Genomic DNA, 14148 nt, shown 5'->3' with positions numbered 1-14148 from the left:
GTCGCGGTGGTGGGCTCGTCGGGTATGGAAGCGACCACCTCTGCTCCTTCGGCGGCGTCAGCGCCGCAGACCCGAGCCCGGGAAGAGGGCTCATCCGGCGAGGGCCCGCCCCTCCGCTTCGAGACGGAGCCGGGCCGTTACCGGCACTGGAAGCTCTCGTTCGAGGGGGCGATCGCGCGCGTGGCGATGGACGTCGACGAGGACGCGCCGATGCGGCCCGGCTACCAGCTGAAGCTGAACAGCTACGACCTCGCGGTCGACATCGAGCTCGCCGACATCGTGCAGCGGCTGCGCTTCGAGCACCCCGAGGTGAAGGCGGTGGTCGTGACGAGCGCTCAGCCGCGGATCTTCTGCGCGGGCGCGAACATCTACATGCTCGGGTCGTCGTCGCACACGTTCAAGGTCAACTTCTGCAAGTTCACGAACGAGACGCGGCTCGCGCTCGAGGAGGCGTGCTCCGAGAGCGGGCAGCGCTACCTCGCGGCGCTGAACGGCGTCGCGTCGGGCGGCGGCTACGAGCTCGCCCTCGCGTGCGAGGAGATCTGGCTGTGCGACGACGGGAGCAGCGCCGTCTCGTTCCCGGAGACGCCGCTGCTCGCCGTGCTCCCGGGCACGGGGGGGCTCACGCGGCTCGTGGACAAGCGCAAGGTGCGGCGCGACCTCGCGGACGTGTTCTCGACGCTGGCCGAAGGGGTGCGCGGCAAGCGCGCGCAGGAGTGGGGCCTCGTCGATCGCTCGATCCCGAGGAGCCGCTTCGATCAGGCGGTGGCCCAGCGCGCCGCCGAGCTCGCGGCGGCGACGCCGGACAGGCCGGGGCCGGGGGTGAAGCTCGCGCCGCTCGAGGCGCGGCGCGCCGAGGACGGCGACGTGTCCACCTGCGACTACCGCCACGTCTCGCTGAAGGTCGACCGCGCCGCGCGGACGGCGGAGATCCGCGTGCTCGGGCCGGACGGCGACGGACGCGAGGGGCCGCTCGACGCCGCCGGGATGCGCCGGGCCGGCGCGGACCTGTGGGCGCTCCGCGCGTTCCGCGAGCTCGACGACGCGCTCCTCGATCTCCGCTTCAACCACCCGACGGTGGGCCTCGTCCTCCTGAGGACGACCGGCTCTCCGGACGCGGTGCGGGCCGCGGACGAGGCGCTGTGGGCGAGCCGGGACGACTGGTTCGTGAAGGAGGTCCTGCTCCACATGCGGCGCGTGCTCAAGCGGCTCGACCTCACGGCGCGCAGCGTGTTCGCGCTGATCGAGCCGGGCTCGTGCTTCGCGGGGAGCCTGTTCGAGCTCGCCCTCGCGGCAGACCGGTCCTACATGCTGGACGGCGGAGAGGACACGTCGCCCACGTCGGCCGCGACGATCGCGCTGAGCTCGCTCAGCTTCGGTCCGCTGACGATGTCGAACGGCCTGACGCGGCTCGCGTCGCGCTTCCTGGGCGCGCCGGAGCGCGCGGCCGCGCTGAAGGAGAGGATGGGCCTCCTGTCCGCCGAGGAGGCGCTGGAGGAGGGCCTCTGCACCTTCGCGCCGGACGCGATGGACTGGGACGACGAGGTGCGGCTCGCGATCGAGGAGCGCGTGAGCCTGTCGCCCGACGCGCTCACCGGGATGGAGGCGAGCCTGCGCTTCTGCGGGCCGGAGACGATGGAAACGAAGATCTTCTCGCGGCTGTCGGCCTGGCAGAACTGGATCTTCCAGCGCCCCAACGCGGTGGGCCAGCGGGGCGCGCTGACCATGTACGGGCGCCCGGAGCGACCCGAATTCGACTGGAGGCGGACGTGAGCGCAGTCATCAACTCGGAGAGGATCCCGAACAACGTCGACCTCGCGTCGGACAAGAAGCTCCAGCGCGCCCTCGAGGCGTGGCAGCCGAAGTTCATCGACTGGTGGCGGGAGGCGGGGCCCGTGGGCTTCCAGGCGGACGACATCTACCTGCGCACGGCGATCAGCGTCGATCACGAGGGGTGGGCGCACTTCGACTACGTGAAGATGCCCGAGTACCGCTGGGGCATCTTCCTCGCGGATCGGGTGCCCGATCGGAAGATCGGCTTCGGCGATCACCTGGGCGAGCCGGTGTGGCAGGAGGTGCCCGGGGAGCTCCGGAACATGCTGCGCCGGCTGGTGGTGACGCAGGGGGACACGGAGCCGGCGAGCGTGGAGCAGCAGCGGCTGCTCGGCCAGAGCTGCCCGAGCGTCTACGACCTGCGGAACCTGTTCCAGGTGAACGTCGAGGAGGGGCGGCACCTCTGGGCGATGGTCTACCTCCTGCAAAGCCACTTCGGCCGCGACGGCCGGGAGGAGGCGGAGGCGCTCCTGGAGCGGCGGAGCGGCGACCCGGACAAGCCGCGGATCCTGGGCGCCTTCAACGAGCCGTGCACGAACTGGCTCTCGTTCTTCATGTTCACCTACTTCACGGATCGCGACGGCAAGTACCAGCTGCTCGCGCTCGCCGAGAGCGGCTTCGATCCGCTGTCGCGCACGACGCGGTTCATGCTGACCGAGGAGGCGCACCACATGTTCGTCGGCGAGACGGGCCTGCTCCGCATCGTCCAGCGGACGTGCGAGCTGATGAAGCGCAACAAGAACGAGGACGCGCGCGCCGAGGGCGGCGTCGATCTGCCGACGATGCAGAAGTACCTGAACCTCTGGTACTCGGTGTCGCTCGATCTCTTCGGCGGGGAGATCTCCTCGAACGCCGCGTCGTTCTTCGCCTCGAGCGTGAAGGGCCGAGCGAAGGAGGAGTCGTACGAGGATCACCGGGCGATCGACGGCGCTTACGCGCTCGACGTGCCCGTGGCGGGGGCGGGCGGCGCGGTGTCCGGGTGGCGGCGCGAGGAGGTGCCGCTCCGGAACGCGATGAACGAGGTGCTGCGCGACGAGTACGTGAGCGACTCGCAGCGCGGGATCGACAAGATGAACCGGGTGATCGAGGAGGCGGGCGTGCCGTTCAGGCTGCGGCTGCCGAGCCGGCGCTTCCACCGGAGCTCGGGGATCTACGCGGGGCTCCACTTCGACGTCGACGGCAACCCGCTCTCGAAGGAGGCGTGGGAGCACCGGCGCGACGCGTGGCTGCCGACCGCGAGCGACGAGGCGTACGTGAGGAGCCTGATGGAGAAGCCGGTGTTCGATCCGAAGCAGATGGCGAACTGGATCGCGGCGCCGGCGAAGGGGCTCAAGGGCAAGCCCGTCGACTTCGAGTACGTGCGGCGCAGCGGCTAGGCGCGCGCCGAGCGCTGCCCGGCCGGGGCGGCGCGCCGGCGAGCTGCGCTCACCCGGAAGGAGCGCCCGCGTCCACGGGCGGCGGGGCCCCCGCGTCCACGGGCGGCGGCGGCGCCTTCTTCGGCGGATCGCCGTGCTCGGAGGCGAGCTTCTTCACGAGGGCGTCGAGGAGCACCTGCTCGTGGTACTGCGGCATCGCGGGGAGCTGCACGGCGACGTGCGCGCCGGAGCGGCCGTTCACGACCTCGATCGCGCCCTGCGTCACCCTGCCGCCGCTCTCCGGGCTCCTGTACTCGAAGAGCAAGTAGCCGTTGGAGACGTCCTTCTCGACGATCTTGAAGCCGAGATCGACGCGCACGAGGCGCAGCGCCGTGCCGAAGGTCTGCTCGAATGTGTAGGGCGACTCATGGGCGACGCTGGCGCTGGCGGGCCTCGCGCCGAGGCCGCTGGCCAGGGGGACGGCCAGCGCGACGAGGAGGAGCGCGATCGACGGGAGGCGGCGCATGATCGCGGCGTAGAGGGGCCGGCGACGACGGGCCAAGTTCCTTGCCAGCGCGCCCGCGGGTATGCTGGCGTCGACGTCGATGGACCGACCCTACGTCGAGCAGCTCCGCATCCAGGGCTACGGCTGCATCCAGGATACGACCCTGGAGCTCACGCCGCTGCACGCGCTCATCGGGCCCAACGACAGCGGCAAGAGCACCGTGCTGCGCGCGCTCCGGACCCTCTCCTCCGTCCTCGAGCGGGCGCTCGGGGCGCCGGCGCCGGACCCGCTCGGGCGCGGCGCCCCGGCGAGCAAGGCCCACGGCGGCGCCGTGTTCGAGGTGTCGGCGGCGAGCACGACGTGGCGCGTGGAGCTCGACGCCGCAGGGCGGGTCCGCTCGACGTCGTTCCCCAGAGATCTGGAGCCCCCCTCCTTGCTCGACGACGCCGACGAGGACGACGGCGCGAACGGCGGACCGAGCCCTGAACGCCCCGCCCCGGACATCGTCCAGGCGCTGCGCGGCACGCAGATGCTCCGCCTCGACCCGGACGCGCTGAGGGCCCCGCACCCGCTGATCCCCGACGGGCGGCCGCTCTGCTTCGCCGACGAGCGCGGCACCGGCCTGCCGGCCCTCTACGATGCCGTCATCAGCCGCGATCTGTCGGCCTACATCGAGCTGAACGAGGAGCTCACCCGCCTCTTTCCCAGCGTGAGGAGCATCCACCTCGCCAACCCGAGCTCCACCACGAAGGCCATCGGCGTGAAGCTCGAAGGCGGCGCCGTCGTGCCGGCGGCGCTGATGAGCGAGGGGATGCTCTACTATCTCGCCTTCGCGGCGCTGCCGCACCTCGATCCGATGCCCCTGCTCCTCGTCGAGGAGCCCGAGCACGGGCTCCACCCCGCGCGCATCGCCGACGTCATGCGCGCGCTGCGCATCGTCTCCGAGAAGACGCAGGTCCTCCTCGCGACGCACAGCCCGCTCGTCGTGAACGAGCTCCAGCCCGAGGAGGTCACGGTCGTGACGCGCGCGGGCGAGCAGGGGATGAGGGCCACGCGCATCCTGGACACGCCGGGCTTCGAGGACCGGGCGAGGGTGTACGCGCTCGGCGAGCTCTGGCTCAGCTACGCCAACGGCGCGGACGAGGCGCCGCTCCTCGGAGGAGGCCCGCGGCCGTGATGAAGCCGCTCGAGAAGGCCCGGGTCTTCCTCGTCGGCGAGGGCGAGAACGAGCTCGGCAGCCGCGCCGGGGCCCCGGCCTACCAGTCCGACAAGCACCCCGGCGTGCTCTTCACGCTGCTCTCGCGCGTGCAGCCGAACGGGTGGGTCGTCGGCGGCGCCCGCGAGTGGAAGAGCATCCGGAAGTACCAGGCGCGCGGCGCGGCCCACGAGGACACGCGCCACGTGCTCGGCGCGGCCATCGACGCGAAGGAGGCAGGGTGCGACGTCCTCGCGTTCTCCCGCGACATCGACCGCGACCCGGCGCGCCGCGAGGCGATCGCGGAGGGCATCCGGCGCGTCTCGTCGAGCCTGTCCTCGCCGCCCGAGGTGATCGGCGGCGTGGCCGTGCCGGCGCTCGAGGGCTGGATCCTCGCGCTCCTCGGCGAGAAGGCGACCGAGGAGCTGTCGCCGCTCCGGGCGCAGGCGATGCTCGCGGCGAAAGGCATGATGCCCGGCGACGGCGCCGCGTTGGTGCGCGTCGCGGAGGACGCCGACCTCGACGCCGTGCCCCAGGACGCCGCCTCGCTCGCCGAGTGGCTCGCGCGCGCCCGCGCCGTGCTGCCGCGGCGGACCGGCCGCGGCGTGAGGTGAGCCGCTCAGCGGGCGCGCTCGACGACCTCGCGGGGGAAGCCCGGTCGCGCGGCGCGGCTCACCGGCGGCACTGCGGCGCCGCGGAGAGCGCGGCCCTCGCCGCCTCGCGCAGGCCGTGCGGCGTGTCCTTGTCGAGCAGCGGCTTGAGGCGCGCGGGCAGATCCGCCGGGTGCACCGCCCCGAGCGCCGCGAGGGCCGCCGAGCCGAGCCGCTGATCACCCTCGCCGATCGGCGCCTTCGCCCGCAGCGCGAGCCGCGTCCACAGGTCGACCGAGCTCGCGTCGCACATCGCCCCGAGCGCGAGGATCGCGCGCGCGCGCACCTCGACGTCCTCCGCCTTGTCCTCCGCCCGGTCGCGCACGGCCTCGATGTGCGCGGTCGCCCTGTGCGCGCCGAGGCCGTCGAGCGCGTGCCGGCGCACCTCGGGCGTTCGGTCGGCGAGCGCCCCGACGAGCGCCCGGTCGCCCGCCGGCGTCGCGGGCATCGCGCCGATCGCGAGCGCGGCGCCGCCGCGGACGAACGTCCACGGGTCCGAGGCGAGCCGCGCCGCGAACGCCTCGGCCGCGCCCGCGGGCAGCTTCGCGCCGGCGGAGGCCGCGCGCGAGAGCGCCACGATCGCCGCCTCGCGCACGCGCACGTCCGGATCGGAGGCCGCCGCGAGCAGGTCCGGCGCGAGGGCCGGCACCTCCGCCGCGACCTCGGCGGCGCGGAGGCGCACGTGCGGGTCCGCGTCCTTCCGGAGCGACGCGCGGAGGTACGCCTCGGCCTGCGCCTCGCCGGCGCGGGCGAGCGCCGCGGCCGGCGCCTGGAGCAGGTAACGCCGCTCGAAGGGCGCGGAAGCCGCGGAGGCGAGCGCCTGGAACGCCGCGCCGCCGCCTCGCACCCGCCCGAGCGCCGGCCCGAGCGCGCGCAGCAGATCGAGCTGCGTGTCCTCCGGACGGGCGCGGAGCCTTTCGTTCTGCACCTCCTCCTCGACGACGGGAGCGGCCCGCTGGCTCCGCGCCGCCAGCGCGAGCGCGGCCCTGAGATCCCGCCGCGTCGCGCCGCGCGCCCCGGGGAGGGCGTCGAGCAGCGCCGGGATCGCCTCCGCCGGCGCCACGAGCGCGAGCTCCCGCGCCGCGGCCACCTTGGCCGCGGATCCGCCCCCCTTCACGATCTCCGCCAGCGCCGGCGCGGCCGCGCGCCCGCAGCGGCGGATGCGATCGCGCGCGTGGTGGAGCTCGGGATCCGGCTCGGGCGCCGCCGCGCGGGGGGCGCGCGCAGGCGCGGCCGCCGCCGCGCCGGACGTGGGCCGCGCGGCCGCCGCCGCGCCAGCCGCGAGCCGCGCGGTGAGGAACGGGATCTGCGCCGCGCACGGCGCCGCGTCGATCACGCCGCGGGCGAGCTGCCTGCCCGCCGCGTCGAGCTTGTCGTAGCCGGCGATCGCCGCGTCGATCGCCTCCGGTCCGCTGCGCGCGAGCAGCGCCGCCGCCGCCCTGGATCGCTCGCCGCCGCCCGCGAGCGCGGCCACGAGCGTCCCCGGGCCCTGGTCGTCGAACGCCGTGCGCGCCGTGACCTCGGCGATCGTGACGCGCACCTCCGGAGCGGACGGCGCGCCGCGATCCCCCGCGCCTCGCGGCGCGTACGCCTCGTCGAGGACGACGGCGAGGCACGAGGCCCTGATCTCCTCGGGGAGCTTCACCTCGTAGCCGGCGGACTCCTTGAGCCACGCGTCCTCGGGCAGGCTCACCTGGAAGAGCCGATCCGGCGTCGCCACGAAGAGCGTGCGCGGCGCGGCGCCGCCCTCCACGCCGTCGGGCGGCTTGATGCGCAGGCCGAGCCCCGTGATCCCGACCTCGTCCGCCGACGAGAACGACACGAACTCGCCCCGGCCCGCGCCCGCCTTGCCCTCGGACCACGCGGTGTTCGGGTCGCCGTCGGCGATCTCCGCGAAGCGCTTGCCGACCGCGCTCGAGGCCGCGGTCGGGCGCAGCAGCCGGAAGGCGGGCGCCGCCGCGTCGGCCTCGCGGCGCTCCGCGGCCAGCTTGCCCGCGGCGCGGCGCTCCTCGGCCGGGAGGTTCTGGAAGCTCGCCCCCTTCAGGAGCGTCATCGTCCGCGGATCGACCTCGCTCGCCCCGACCAGCGCCGGTCGCCCGCAGATCGTCACGTCCTCGCGCAGCTGCCCGACGAGCACGCGGCTGCCGCTGCCGAGCGGCTCCACGACCACGGCGTCGCTCCGCCCCTCGCCGTGCTCGCCGGTCGCGACGCCCGTCCAGCCGCTCCAGAGCACGATCGGCTCCGTCCCCTTCCCCGCGAGCGGCGCCGCGAGCAGCATCGCCCAGCTGCCGCTTCCGGCGCCCGGCGCGCTCGCGGGAGCGGGCTTGCCCGCGGCGGGCGCCTCGATCTTCGTGAGGTGCTTGCCGCCGGACAGCGTGATCGGCACGACGCGCGCGCTGCCGAGCAGCGGCGCGACCTCGGAGGGCACGGCGAGGACCTTGCCGCCGTCGGGCGCGCACGCGGCAGCAGCAGGACAGGCCCGCGCGGTGATCCCGCCCGGATCGACGCGGACGGCGAGCGCTTGCTGGCCCGCCGCGTGCGGGAGCACCACGGGCGCGACCTGCGCGGCGGCGTTGCCGAGGAGGGTCGACGAGGCTGCGATCACCCCGACGGCGGCGCCGATGCGAGGCCGCCGGGAACGAAACGGCGATCTGCTCATGCGCGCCATCCTAGTCGCGTCGGGCAGCGGGGCCCTCGAGACTTGAGCCCCTCGAACAGGGCGCCACGGCGACCCCGACCGCGCTGCGCCGCGTCGTCCGGCGGGTCCCACCGCGCGCCGCGGCGGGCCTGCGCGCCCTCGCTACTTCGGCGTCTCGGCGGCGGGGATCCAGAAGCCGCCCTCGTCCGGCGGCGTCATCCCGAGCGCCTTCGGGAGCACGTTCGTCCAGCCCGCCACCGTCTCGAGCAGGTAGATCTCGGCGCCGGCCTCGATCTCGCCGACCGGCTTCTCCTTCACGTCGCGCCGCGCGCGGACCGGGATCGCCCGCGTCGCCTTCACGATCGGCGGCGCCTTGTCGAGCGCGAGCTGCGCGCCGGCCACCGCGGTCGTCGGCGGGATGTACTGATCCATGATCTCGCCCTTCTTCAGCGGCTCCAGATCCTTGAGGCGCGCCCAGGCGTCGATCGTGAGGTCGCCCCGCGACATCAGGTGGACGAACCCGGACTTGGCCTCGGTGCTCCAGAAGAGCTGGGCTGTCCCCTCCAGCATCCTCAGCGTGAAGATCACGTCGCCGTCCGGGCGATCGAGCAGCTCGATCGTCGACGTCTTCATCAGGTAGCCGCGGGCGCTGCCCGGGACCTCCATCTTCACGGGGGAGCTGCGCTGCAGCGAGAAGGCGTCGCACGAGGCCGAGCCCTTCGCCGTCTGCCGCTCGGATCCGGAGATCGAGAGCTCCGCGCGGAGCGAGTCGCCCGTGGCCGCGACGAGCTTCACCTTCTGCGCGCTCGAGATCCAGATGTGCCCCTGGATGACCGGGATGTCGCGCGTCGTGTACACAGCGACGTCCGAGGGCGCGATGTAGCCGTCGAGCCGCAGCGCCGGCGAGCCCTCCGACGTGCTCAGCCTCGCCCGGCCTGCCGACGGGTCCGCCGGGATCGCGCTCAGCGTCATCGGGACCAGCGCGCCGGTGAAGTTCGCGATCGTCCGGCCGCCGGTCGGCGCGTCGTGGAGCCGGGCGCCCTTGTTCACCGGCGCCGTCCCCTTCAGCTTGCAGGTCGGTCCCGACACCGCCGCCTGCGCGGCTGCCCCCGTCACCTGCGCGGCCGACACCGCCACCTGAGCGGGCTCTGCCTTCGCCTCGGAGATGGCCGGCGTTCCCGGGAGCCCTCCACCGCAGAGCACCGCCCCAAGAGCCAGAAGACCAAGTCCCAGAACGTCGCTTCTCATCCGCTTCCTCCGACGTAGACGGGCAGTCCCGCTCGAGGCGATCCCGGGCGCGGTCCCCTCCTGTCGAGTCTCTCTGGTGCCGCCGGCCTCCTGCGCGGCGGCGTACGGCAAGACCGCCCGGGCGCCCCGAGCTGTCGTTGCCGTTGGTCGGATCATCCTAGCGGATCATTCAGGCCTCGCCCGAGAAAGGTCCTCCGCCGCAGCGCTTCCGTCATTTCGGGTGTATGGAGCAAGGCGCCCGACGCGGCACGCGCCGGGTAGCCCGGCTGGACGGTGCCCGCCTCCCCCGGAGCTACGCCATGCACGCCTTCGATCTCGCCTTCGCCTCCCCCCGCAAGCTCCCGCGCGCCCGCGATCTGCGCGGCAACGTCGCCGTGCTCGACATCGCCTTCGCCTCGGAGGCGGGGGGCAAGAGCTTCGAGACCGTCACGCTCCCCTTCATCCAGGAGCTCGGGCCGCGGCTCGGCGCCTGGGTCGACCACCACGACAGCGCCCACCACGCGCGCTTCGCGGGCGACCCCCGCTTCGTCCTGTCGACCAAGGCCGAGCACGGCGCCTGCCCCGAGATGATCACCCCGGAGGTCGTCGCCCGCGCCGGGCGCGTCGACACCCTCGTCTGCCACGTCGACTTCGACGGCCTCGCCAGCGGCGCCAAGTGGATGCGCGGCGGCGTCGAGCCCTACCCCGGCTGCGACGAGGACGCCCGCGCCATCGATACCCGCATCGGCGTCCCGGGCCCCGCCGCCACCCGCATGGACCGCGCCCTCCGCGCCCGCCCCCGCGACCAGGCCCTCTTCGGCCTCATCGTCCGGCACCTCGCGTCAGGCCTCTCCGACCCGTCGCTCTGGACCCCCATCGACCAGGCCGGCTCCGAGCTCGCCACCATGGAAGCCGAGACCCGCCGGATCGCCCTCCGCTACGAGCGCGTCGAGCCAGGCCTGGTCCTCGTCGACGCCTCCCAGCGAGGCGGGCCCTACGACAAGACCCTGCTCCTCCTCATCGGGCAGGAGCGCGCGCCGATCTCCGTCGTCGTCGACAACGACAGCGTCACCTTCGCCGCCCGCTTCGACAGCGGGTTGAACTTCCTCGAGATCTTCAAGATCTCCGGAGGGATGCCGACCCGCATCTCCCTCCAGCGCTCCAAGCTCAAGGAGTCGCTCGAGGCGCTCGGGGTCAAGCCGACCGACGCGAGCCGGCTCGCCGCTCCCCCCTGACCCTCCCCTTCCCCGCTTCCCGTTCCCCGGCTTCACCGACATCGTTGACGCTGTAGGCCCCGGCTGCTACGGGCATTTCAGATTTGCAATTTGCAATTCTGCAATGACCGCGTGACCTGAGGCTTCACGCCTTCGCCGAGCACGAGGGATATGGCAGCGAGAACCTTGTCTTCGACGTCGAGCAGCGGTGTCGACGAGCTCCTGTTCCGGAACGACGCTGTTTCGCTCTGTCTCCTGGTCAACCGACGGCACCGGACGCTCCGCATCATCGACTTCCGGGCGGGGCCGACCCCGTCGAAGCGAAACTTCGTCCTGTCGGCCGCCAAGCGCGAGGGGGTCGAGAAGATCTACACCCTTGTCGAGCGCGACGAGGTGCCGACCTGGACCCGCCTCGGGTTCGTCCGGGAAGGCTCGATCCCCGGGTTCTACAAGCGCAGCGACGCCTGGATCCTCGGGGCGGTCGTGTCCCAGATGTCGCCTTCGCTACGCGAGGAGGGCGACGACGAGCAGGGCGCCGAGGGCGACGACAGGGGCTCGCCGGCGGTCCTGCTCGCGGAGCGCACGAGCGCCCGCGCGAGGCGGCTGCTCCGGGAGAGCGAGGGGCGGCCGCTGCCCGCGATCAAGATCGCGCCGGCGAGCGCCGTCGAGCTGCGGCGGGCCGTCGCCGTCGCGCAGCGGGCCGGGCAGGCGCTCACGGGCTTCGAGCCGTTCGGGCGCGACGCCGTGCGGACGGGCTATGTGCTCTCCGCGCGGGGCGGCTTCACCCTCCACGCAGCGTGGGAGATGCAGTCGTGCTTCGGGAACTCGTTCCTCGAGATCCTCTCCTCGCCGCGCCACGAGTCGGAGCGGCTCGCCACGACGGCGGCCATCGGCGCCCTGTGCGATCGCCTCGTCGACGAGAAGGCGGTGAGCACGTTCACCTTCGCCCCCGCGGACGACCAGGAGCTGTGCGCCGCCCTCCTCGCCAACGGCTTCCGCCGCTCGGCCGTGCTGGCGCGCCACCTCGTCGTCGGCCGCGCCCGCAAGGACGCCATCCTCTGGTCGAAGAAGCTCGTCGCGCCCGAGGCCTGAACCGCCGCCGCGCGACCACGGGGCTACGGCGTGAGCGTGACCTCGTAATCCTCGATGACGGTGTTGGCCAGCATCTCGTCCGCCATCTTCTTCAGCCGCTGCTCGAGGTCGGGCGCGCTGCCGAGCGAGGGATCGAGCTCGATCTCGATGATCTTGCCGACGCGCACCCCCTTCACGCCGGGGAACCCGAGCGAGGTGAGGGCGCGCTTCACGGCGTCGCCCTGGGGATCGAGGACCTCTTTCTTCAGTCGGACGGTGACGACGGCTTTCACTGGCTTTGCTCCAAGCGCTCTTTTCGCGACGCTAGCACGGGCACGGGCGCGCCCACCTACACTCCCAGGTTGCGCGGGATGCGCACGGCCGGGTCCTCGAGGTCGGGGACGAACGCCGCGCCGGTGATCCGCTCGAACGCCTCGATGTAGCGGCGAGACGCCTCGATCCGGACCTCGTCGGGGATCGGCGGGATCGGCCCATCGCCCTGGAAGCCGCGCGCGGCGAGCCAGCGGCGCACGTACTCCTTGTCGAAGGACTCCGGGTCCTGGCCGGCCGCGAAGCGCTCGTCGTAGGTGGAGGCGAACCAGAAGCGCGACGAGTCGGGGGTGTGGATCTCGTCGATGACGACGATGTTCCCGTCCCGGTCCTTGCCGAACTCGTACTTTGTGTCGACAAGGATGAGCCCCCGATCCGCGCAGAAGCGGGCTCCGTGCTCGAAGAGCGCGAGGGCCATCCCGGCGGCGGCGTCGAAGTCGCCCGGCGCGATCGTCCCGAGGGCGAGGATCTCCTCGCGCGAGGCGGAGAGGTCGTGCCCGCCCTTCGGCGCCTTGGTGCTCGGGGTCAGGATGGGCCGCGGCAGGCGCTCGTTCTTGCGGAGGCCGTCGGGGAGCCGGTGGCCGCAGAAGACGCGCTCGCCGCGCATGTAGTGCGTCCAGATGCTTGTCGAGGTCACGCCCGTCACGTAGGCGCGCACCACCATCTCGACCGGCAGCGGCGTGCACTCGATCGCCTCGAGGACGTTCGGGTCGGGCTGGGAGATCATGTGGTTCGGCGCGACGTCCCGCGTGCGCTCGAACCAGAAGGAGGAGAGCCGGTTCAGCACCTGCCCCTTCAGCGGCAGCGTGCCGAGCACGCGGTCGAACGCGCTGATGCGGTCGGTGACGACGAGCAGGCGCCGGCCGTCCGGCGTCGTGTAACAGTCCCGCACCTTGCCCTCGTAGCGGGCGAAGGGGCCCGCGAGCGAGGTGCGTTCGAGCACCCTGCCGAGCGCGGTGCGCAGATCGTCCTCGGTGACCATGGGGCGCGGCTTACCCGGCCTCGCGGGGCGAGTCGACAGGTTTCCGAAGACGCCGGCCGAGTTCCTCCCCTCCTCGCCCCGCCCGGGCCCCCCGTTGGTCTCCGGCCGGGGGGGTGGTAAAGGGCCGCCCATGGCAAACCGAAAGAAGATCGCACTCATCGGCGCCGGGAACATTGGCGGGGAGCTCGCGGCCCTCATCGCGCGCAAGGAGCTCGGGGACGTCGTGCTCTTCGACATCCCCCAGAAGGCCGACTTCGCGAAGGGCAAGGCGCTCGACCTCGAGCAGAACGGCGCCGTCCTCGGCTACGACGCATCGATCAAGGGGACCTCGAGCTGGGCCGACTGTGCCGGTGCCGACGTCCTCATCATCACGGCCGGCATCCCGCGCAAGCCGGGCCAGAGCCGCGACGACCTCGTCGCGACGAACCTGCCGATCATCCGCAGCGTGGCGGACGGCGCGAAGGAGCACTGCCCGAACGCGCTGGTGATCGTCATCTCGAACCCGATCGACGCGATGGTGTACGAGTTCAAGCGCCGCACCGGCTTCCCGCGCGAGCGCGTGCTCGGCATGGCGGGCGTGCTCGACAGCGCGCGCTTCCAGCTGTTCCTGGCGCGCGAGGCGAACGTGTCCGTGAAGGACGTGCGCTCGATGGTCCTCGGCGGCCACGGCGACGACATGGTGCCCATCCCCTCGGCGTGCACGATCAACGGCGTGCGCGCGACCGAGCTCATCAGCAAGGAGAAGCTCGACGCCCTCATCGCGAGGACCCGCAAGGGCGGCGGCGAGATCGTCCAGCTCATGGGGACGAGCGCCTACTACGCGCCCGCCTCGAGCGCCGTCGCGATGGCCGAGAGCTTCCTGCTCGACCAGAAGCGGCTGCTCCCCGTCGCGGCGTACCTCGACGGCGAGTACGGCTACAAGGACATCTACATGGGCGTTCCGGTCATCCTCGGAGGCAAGGGCATCGAGAAGATCATCGAGCTGTCGCTGACCGCGGAAGAGAAAGAGATGCTCGCGAAGAGCGCGAAGAGCGTGCAGGGCATCACCGACGTGGTGAAAGCCGCGAGCTGACGCCCTGCCCGGGTCGATCCCGGGCTCATGAAAGAAGAGAAGGAATCACAGAGGACACGGAGAGCACAAAAGAGAG

12 protein-coding genes are annotated in these 14148 nt (G+C 72.8%); 7 read left to right on the top strand and 5 right to left on the bottom strand.

Going from position 1 to position 14148, the window contains the following annotated elements:
- Window positions 1-24: 24 nt before the first annotated feature.
- Together boxC and boxB are read left to right on the top strand one after the other, a co-directional pair.
- Window positions 25-1773, top strand: coding sequence for a 2,3-epoxybenzoyl-CoA dihydrolase (gene boxC, locus WME75_RS06350; RefSeq protein WP_437487209.1), 1749 nt, complete (start codon window positions 25-27; stop codon window positions 1771-1773).
- Complete coding sequence (gene boxB / locus WME75_RS06345; RefSeq protein ID WP_437487208.1) at window positions 1770-3209, top strand: benzoyl-CoA 2,3-epoxidase subunit BoxB; 1440 nt, start codon at window positions 1770-1772, stop codon at window positions 3207-3209. Before boxC ends, boxB begins: the two co-directional genes overlap by 4 nt.
- A gap of 49 nt (window positions 3210-3258) precedes the next feature.
- Here boxB and WME75_RS06340 read toward each other — a convergent pair whose 3' ends face one another.
- Window positions 3259-3714: a hypothetical protein gene (locus WME75_RS06340; RefSeq protein WP_437487207.1), complete on the bottom strand. Its 456-nt coding sequence runs from the start codon at window positions 3712-3714 to the stop codon at window positions 3259-3261.
- A gap of 79 nt (window positions 3715-3793) precedes the next feature.
- Here WME75_RS06340 and WME75_RS06335 point away from each other — a divergent pair, with 79 nt between their 5' ends.
- Window positions 3794-4870 (top strand): AAA family ATPase, encoded by a 1077-nt coding sequence (locus tag WME75_RS06335; RefSeq protein ID WP_437487206.1) that lies wholly within the window; start codon window positions 3794-3796, stop codon window positions 4868-4870.
- On the top strand, window positions 4870-5502 hold the full coding sequence (locus WME75_RS06330) for a hypothetical protein (protein ID WP_437494759.1): 633 nt from the start codon (window positions 4870-4872) through the stop codon (window positions 5500-5502). Before WME75_RS06335 ends, WME75_RS06330 begins: the two co-directional genes overlap by 1 nt.
- 58 nt (window positions 5503-5560) lie before the next feature.
- Here the strand turns inward: WME75_RS06330 and WME75_RS06325 are convergent, their stop codons facing one another.
- Both WME75_RS06325 and WME75_RS06320 read right to left on the bottom strand, forming a co-directional pair.
- A complete protein-coding gene (locus WME75_RS06325; protein WP_437487205.1) occupies window positions 5561-8197 on the bottom strand; it encodes a HEAT repeat domain-containing protein in 2637 nt (878 codons plus the stop codon).
- Between the two features lie 141 nt (window positions 8198-8338).
- Window positions 8339-9424 (bottom strand): hypothetical protein, encoded by a 1086-nt coding sequence (locus WME75_RS06320; RefSeq protein WP_437487204.1) that lies wholly within the window; start codon window positions 9422-9424, stop codon window positions 8339-8341.
- A 299-nt stretch (window positions 9425-9723) separates the two neighbouring features.
- Between WME75_RS06320 and WME75_RS06315 the strand changes: the two genes are divergently transcribed.
- Both WME75_RS06315 and WME75_RS06310 read left to right on the top strand, forming a co-directional pair.
- Window positions 9724-10638: a hypothetical protein gene (locus WME75_RS06315; RefSeq protein WP_437487203.1), complete on the top strand. Its 915-nt coding sequence runs from the start codon at window positions 9724-9726 to the stop codon at window positions 10636-10638.
- A gap of 150 nt (window positions 10639-10788) precedes the next feature.
- Window positions 10789-11709, top strand: coding sequence for a hypothetical protein (locus WME75_RS06310; protein WP_437487202.1), 921 nt, complete (start codon window positions 10789-10791; stop codon window positions 11707-11709).
- 23 nt (window positions 11710-11732) lie between these two features.
- On the opposite strand, the gene purS is transcribed toward WME75_RS06310, so the two are convergent.
- Both purS and WME75_RS06300 read right to left on the bottom strand, forming a co-directional pair.
- Complete coding sequence (purS, locus tag WME75_RS06305; RefSeq protein ID WP_437487201.1) at window positions 11733-11981, bottom strand: phosphoribosylformylglycinamidine synthase subunit PurS; 249 nt, start codon at window positions 11979-11981, stop codon at window positions 11733-11735.
- Window positions 11982-12037: 56 nt separating this feature from the next.
- A complete protein-coding gene (locus tag WME75_RS06300) occupies window positions 12038-13000 on the bottom strand; it encodes a phosphoribosylaminoimidazolesuccinocarboxamide synthase (protein WP_437487200.1) in 963 nt (320 codons plus the stop codon).
- 130 nt (window positions 13001-13130) lie between these two features.
- On the opposite strand from WME75_RS06300, the gene mdh reads away from it, so the two are divergent.
- Complete coding sequence (mdh, locus tag WME75_RS06295) at window positions 13131-14072, top strand: malate dehydrogenase (RefSeq protein ID WP_437487199.1); 942 nt, start codon at window positions 13131-13133, stop codon at window positions 14070-14072.
- Window positions 14073-14148 lie beyond the last annotated feature (76 nt).

This window comes from Sorangium sp. So ce1014 (genome assembly GCF_051521505.1).
Lineage (GTDB): Bacteria > Myxococcota_A > Polyangia > Polyangiales > Polyangiaceae > Sorangium.
Note: the sequence above shows the minus strand (reverse complement) of the source record. Positions and strands in the feature narration are given on the sequence as shown.

What these genes read in the sequence shown, in the direction of transcription:
- WME75_RS06300 (WP_437487200.1), bottom strand. Translation starts at nt 13,000, where the DNA reads ATGGTCACCGAGGACGATCTGCGCACCGCGCTCGGCAGGGTGCTCGAA.
- WME75_RS06310 (WP_437487202.1), top strand. Translation starts at nt 10,789, where the DNA reads ATGGCAGCGAGAACCTTGTCTTCGACGTCGAGCAGCGGTGTCGACGAG.
- WME75_RS06335 (WP_437487206.1), top strand. Translation starts at nt 3,794, where the DNA reads ATGGACCGACCCTACGTCGAGCAGCTCCGCATCCAGGGCTACGGCTGC.
- boxC (WP_437487209.1), top strand. Translation starts at nt 25, where the DNA reads ATGGAAGCGACCACCTCTGCTCCTTCGGCGGCGTCAGCGCCGCAGACC.
- WME75_RS06340 (WP_437487207.1), bottom strand. Translation starts at nt 3,714, where the DNA reads ATGCGCCGCCTCCCGTCGATCGCGCTCCTCCTCGTCGCGCTGGCCGTC.
- WME75_RS06330 (WP_437494759.1), top strand. Translation starts at nt 4,870, where the DNA reads ATGAAGCCGCTCGAGAAGGCCCGGGTCTTCCTCGTCGGCGAGGGCGAG.
- mdh (WP_437487199.1), top strand. Translation starts at nt 13,131, where the DNA reads ATGGCAAACCGAAAGAAGATCGCACTCATCGGCGCCGGGAACATTGGC.
- WME75_RS06320 (WP_437487204.1), bottom strand. Translation starts at nt 9,424, where the DNA reads ATGAGAAGCGACGTTCTGGGACTTGGTCTTCTGGCTCTTGGGGCGGTG.
- WME75_RS06315 (WP_437487203.1), top strand. Translation starts at nt 9,724, where the DNA reads ATGCACGCCTTCGATCTCGCCTTCGCCTCCCCCCGCAAGCTCCCGCGC.
- WME75_RS06325 (WP_437487205.1), bottom strand. Translation starts at nt 8,197, where the DNA reads ATGAGCAGATCGCCGTTTCGTTCCCGGCGGCCTCGCATCGGCGCCGCC.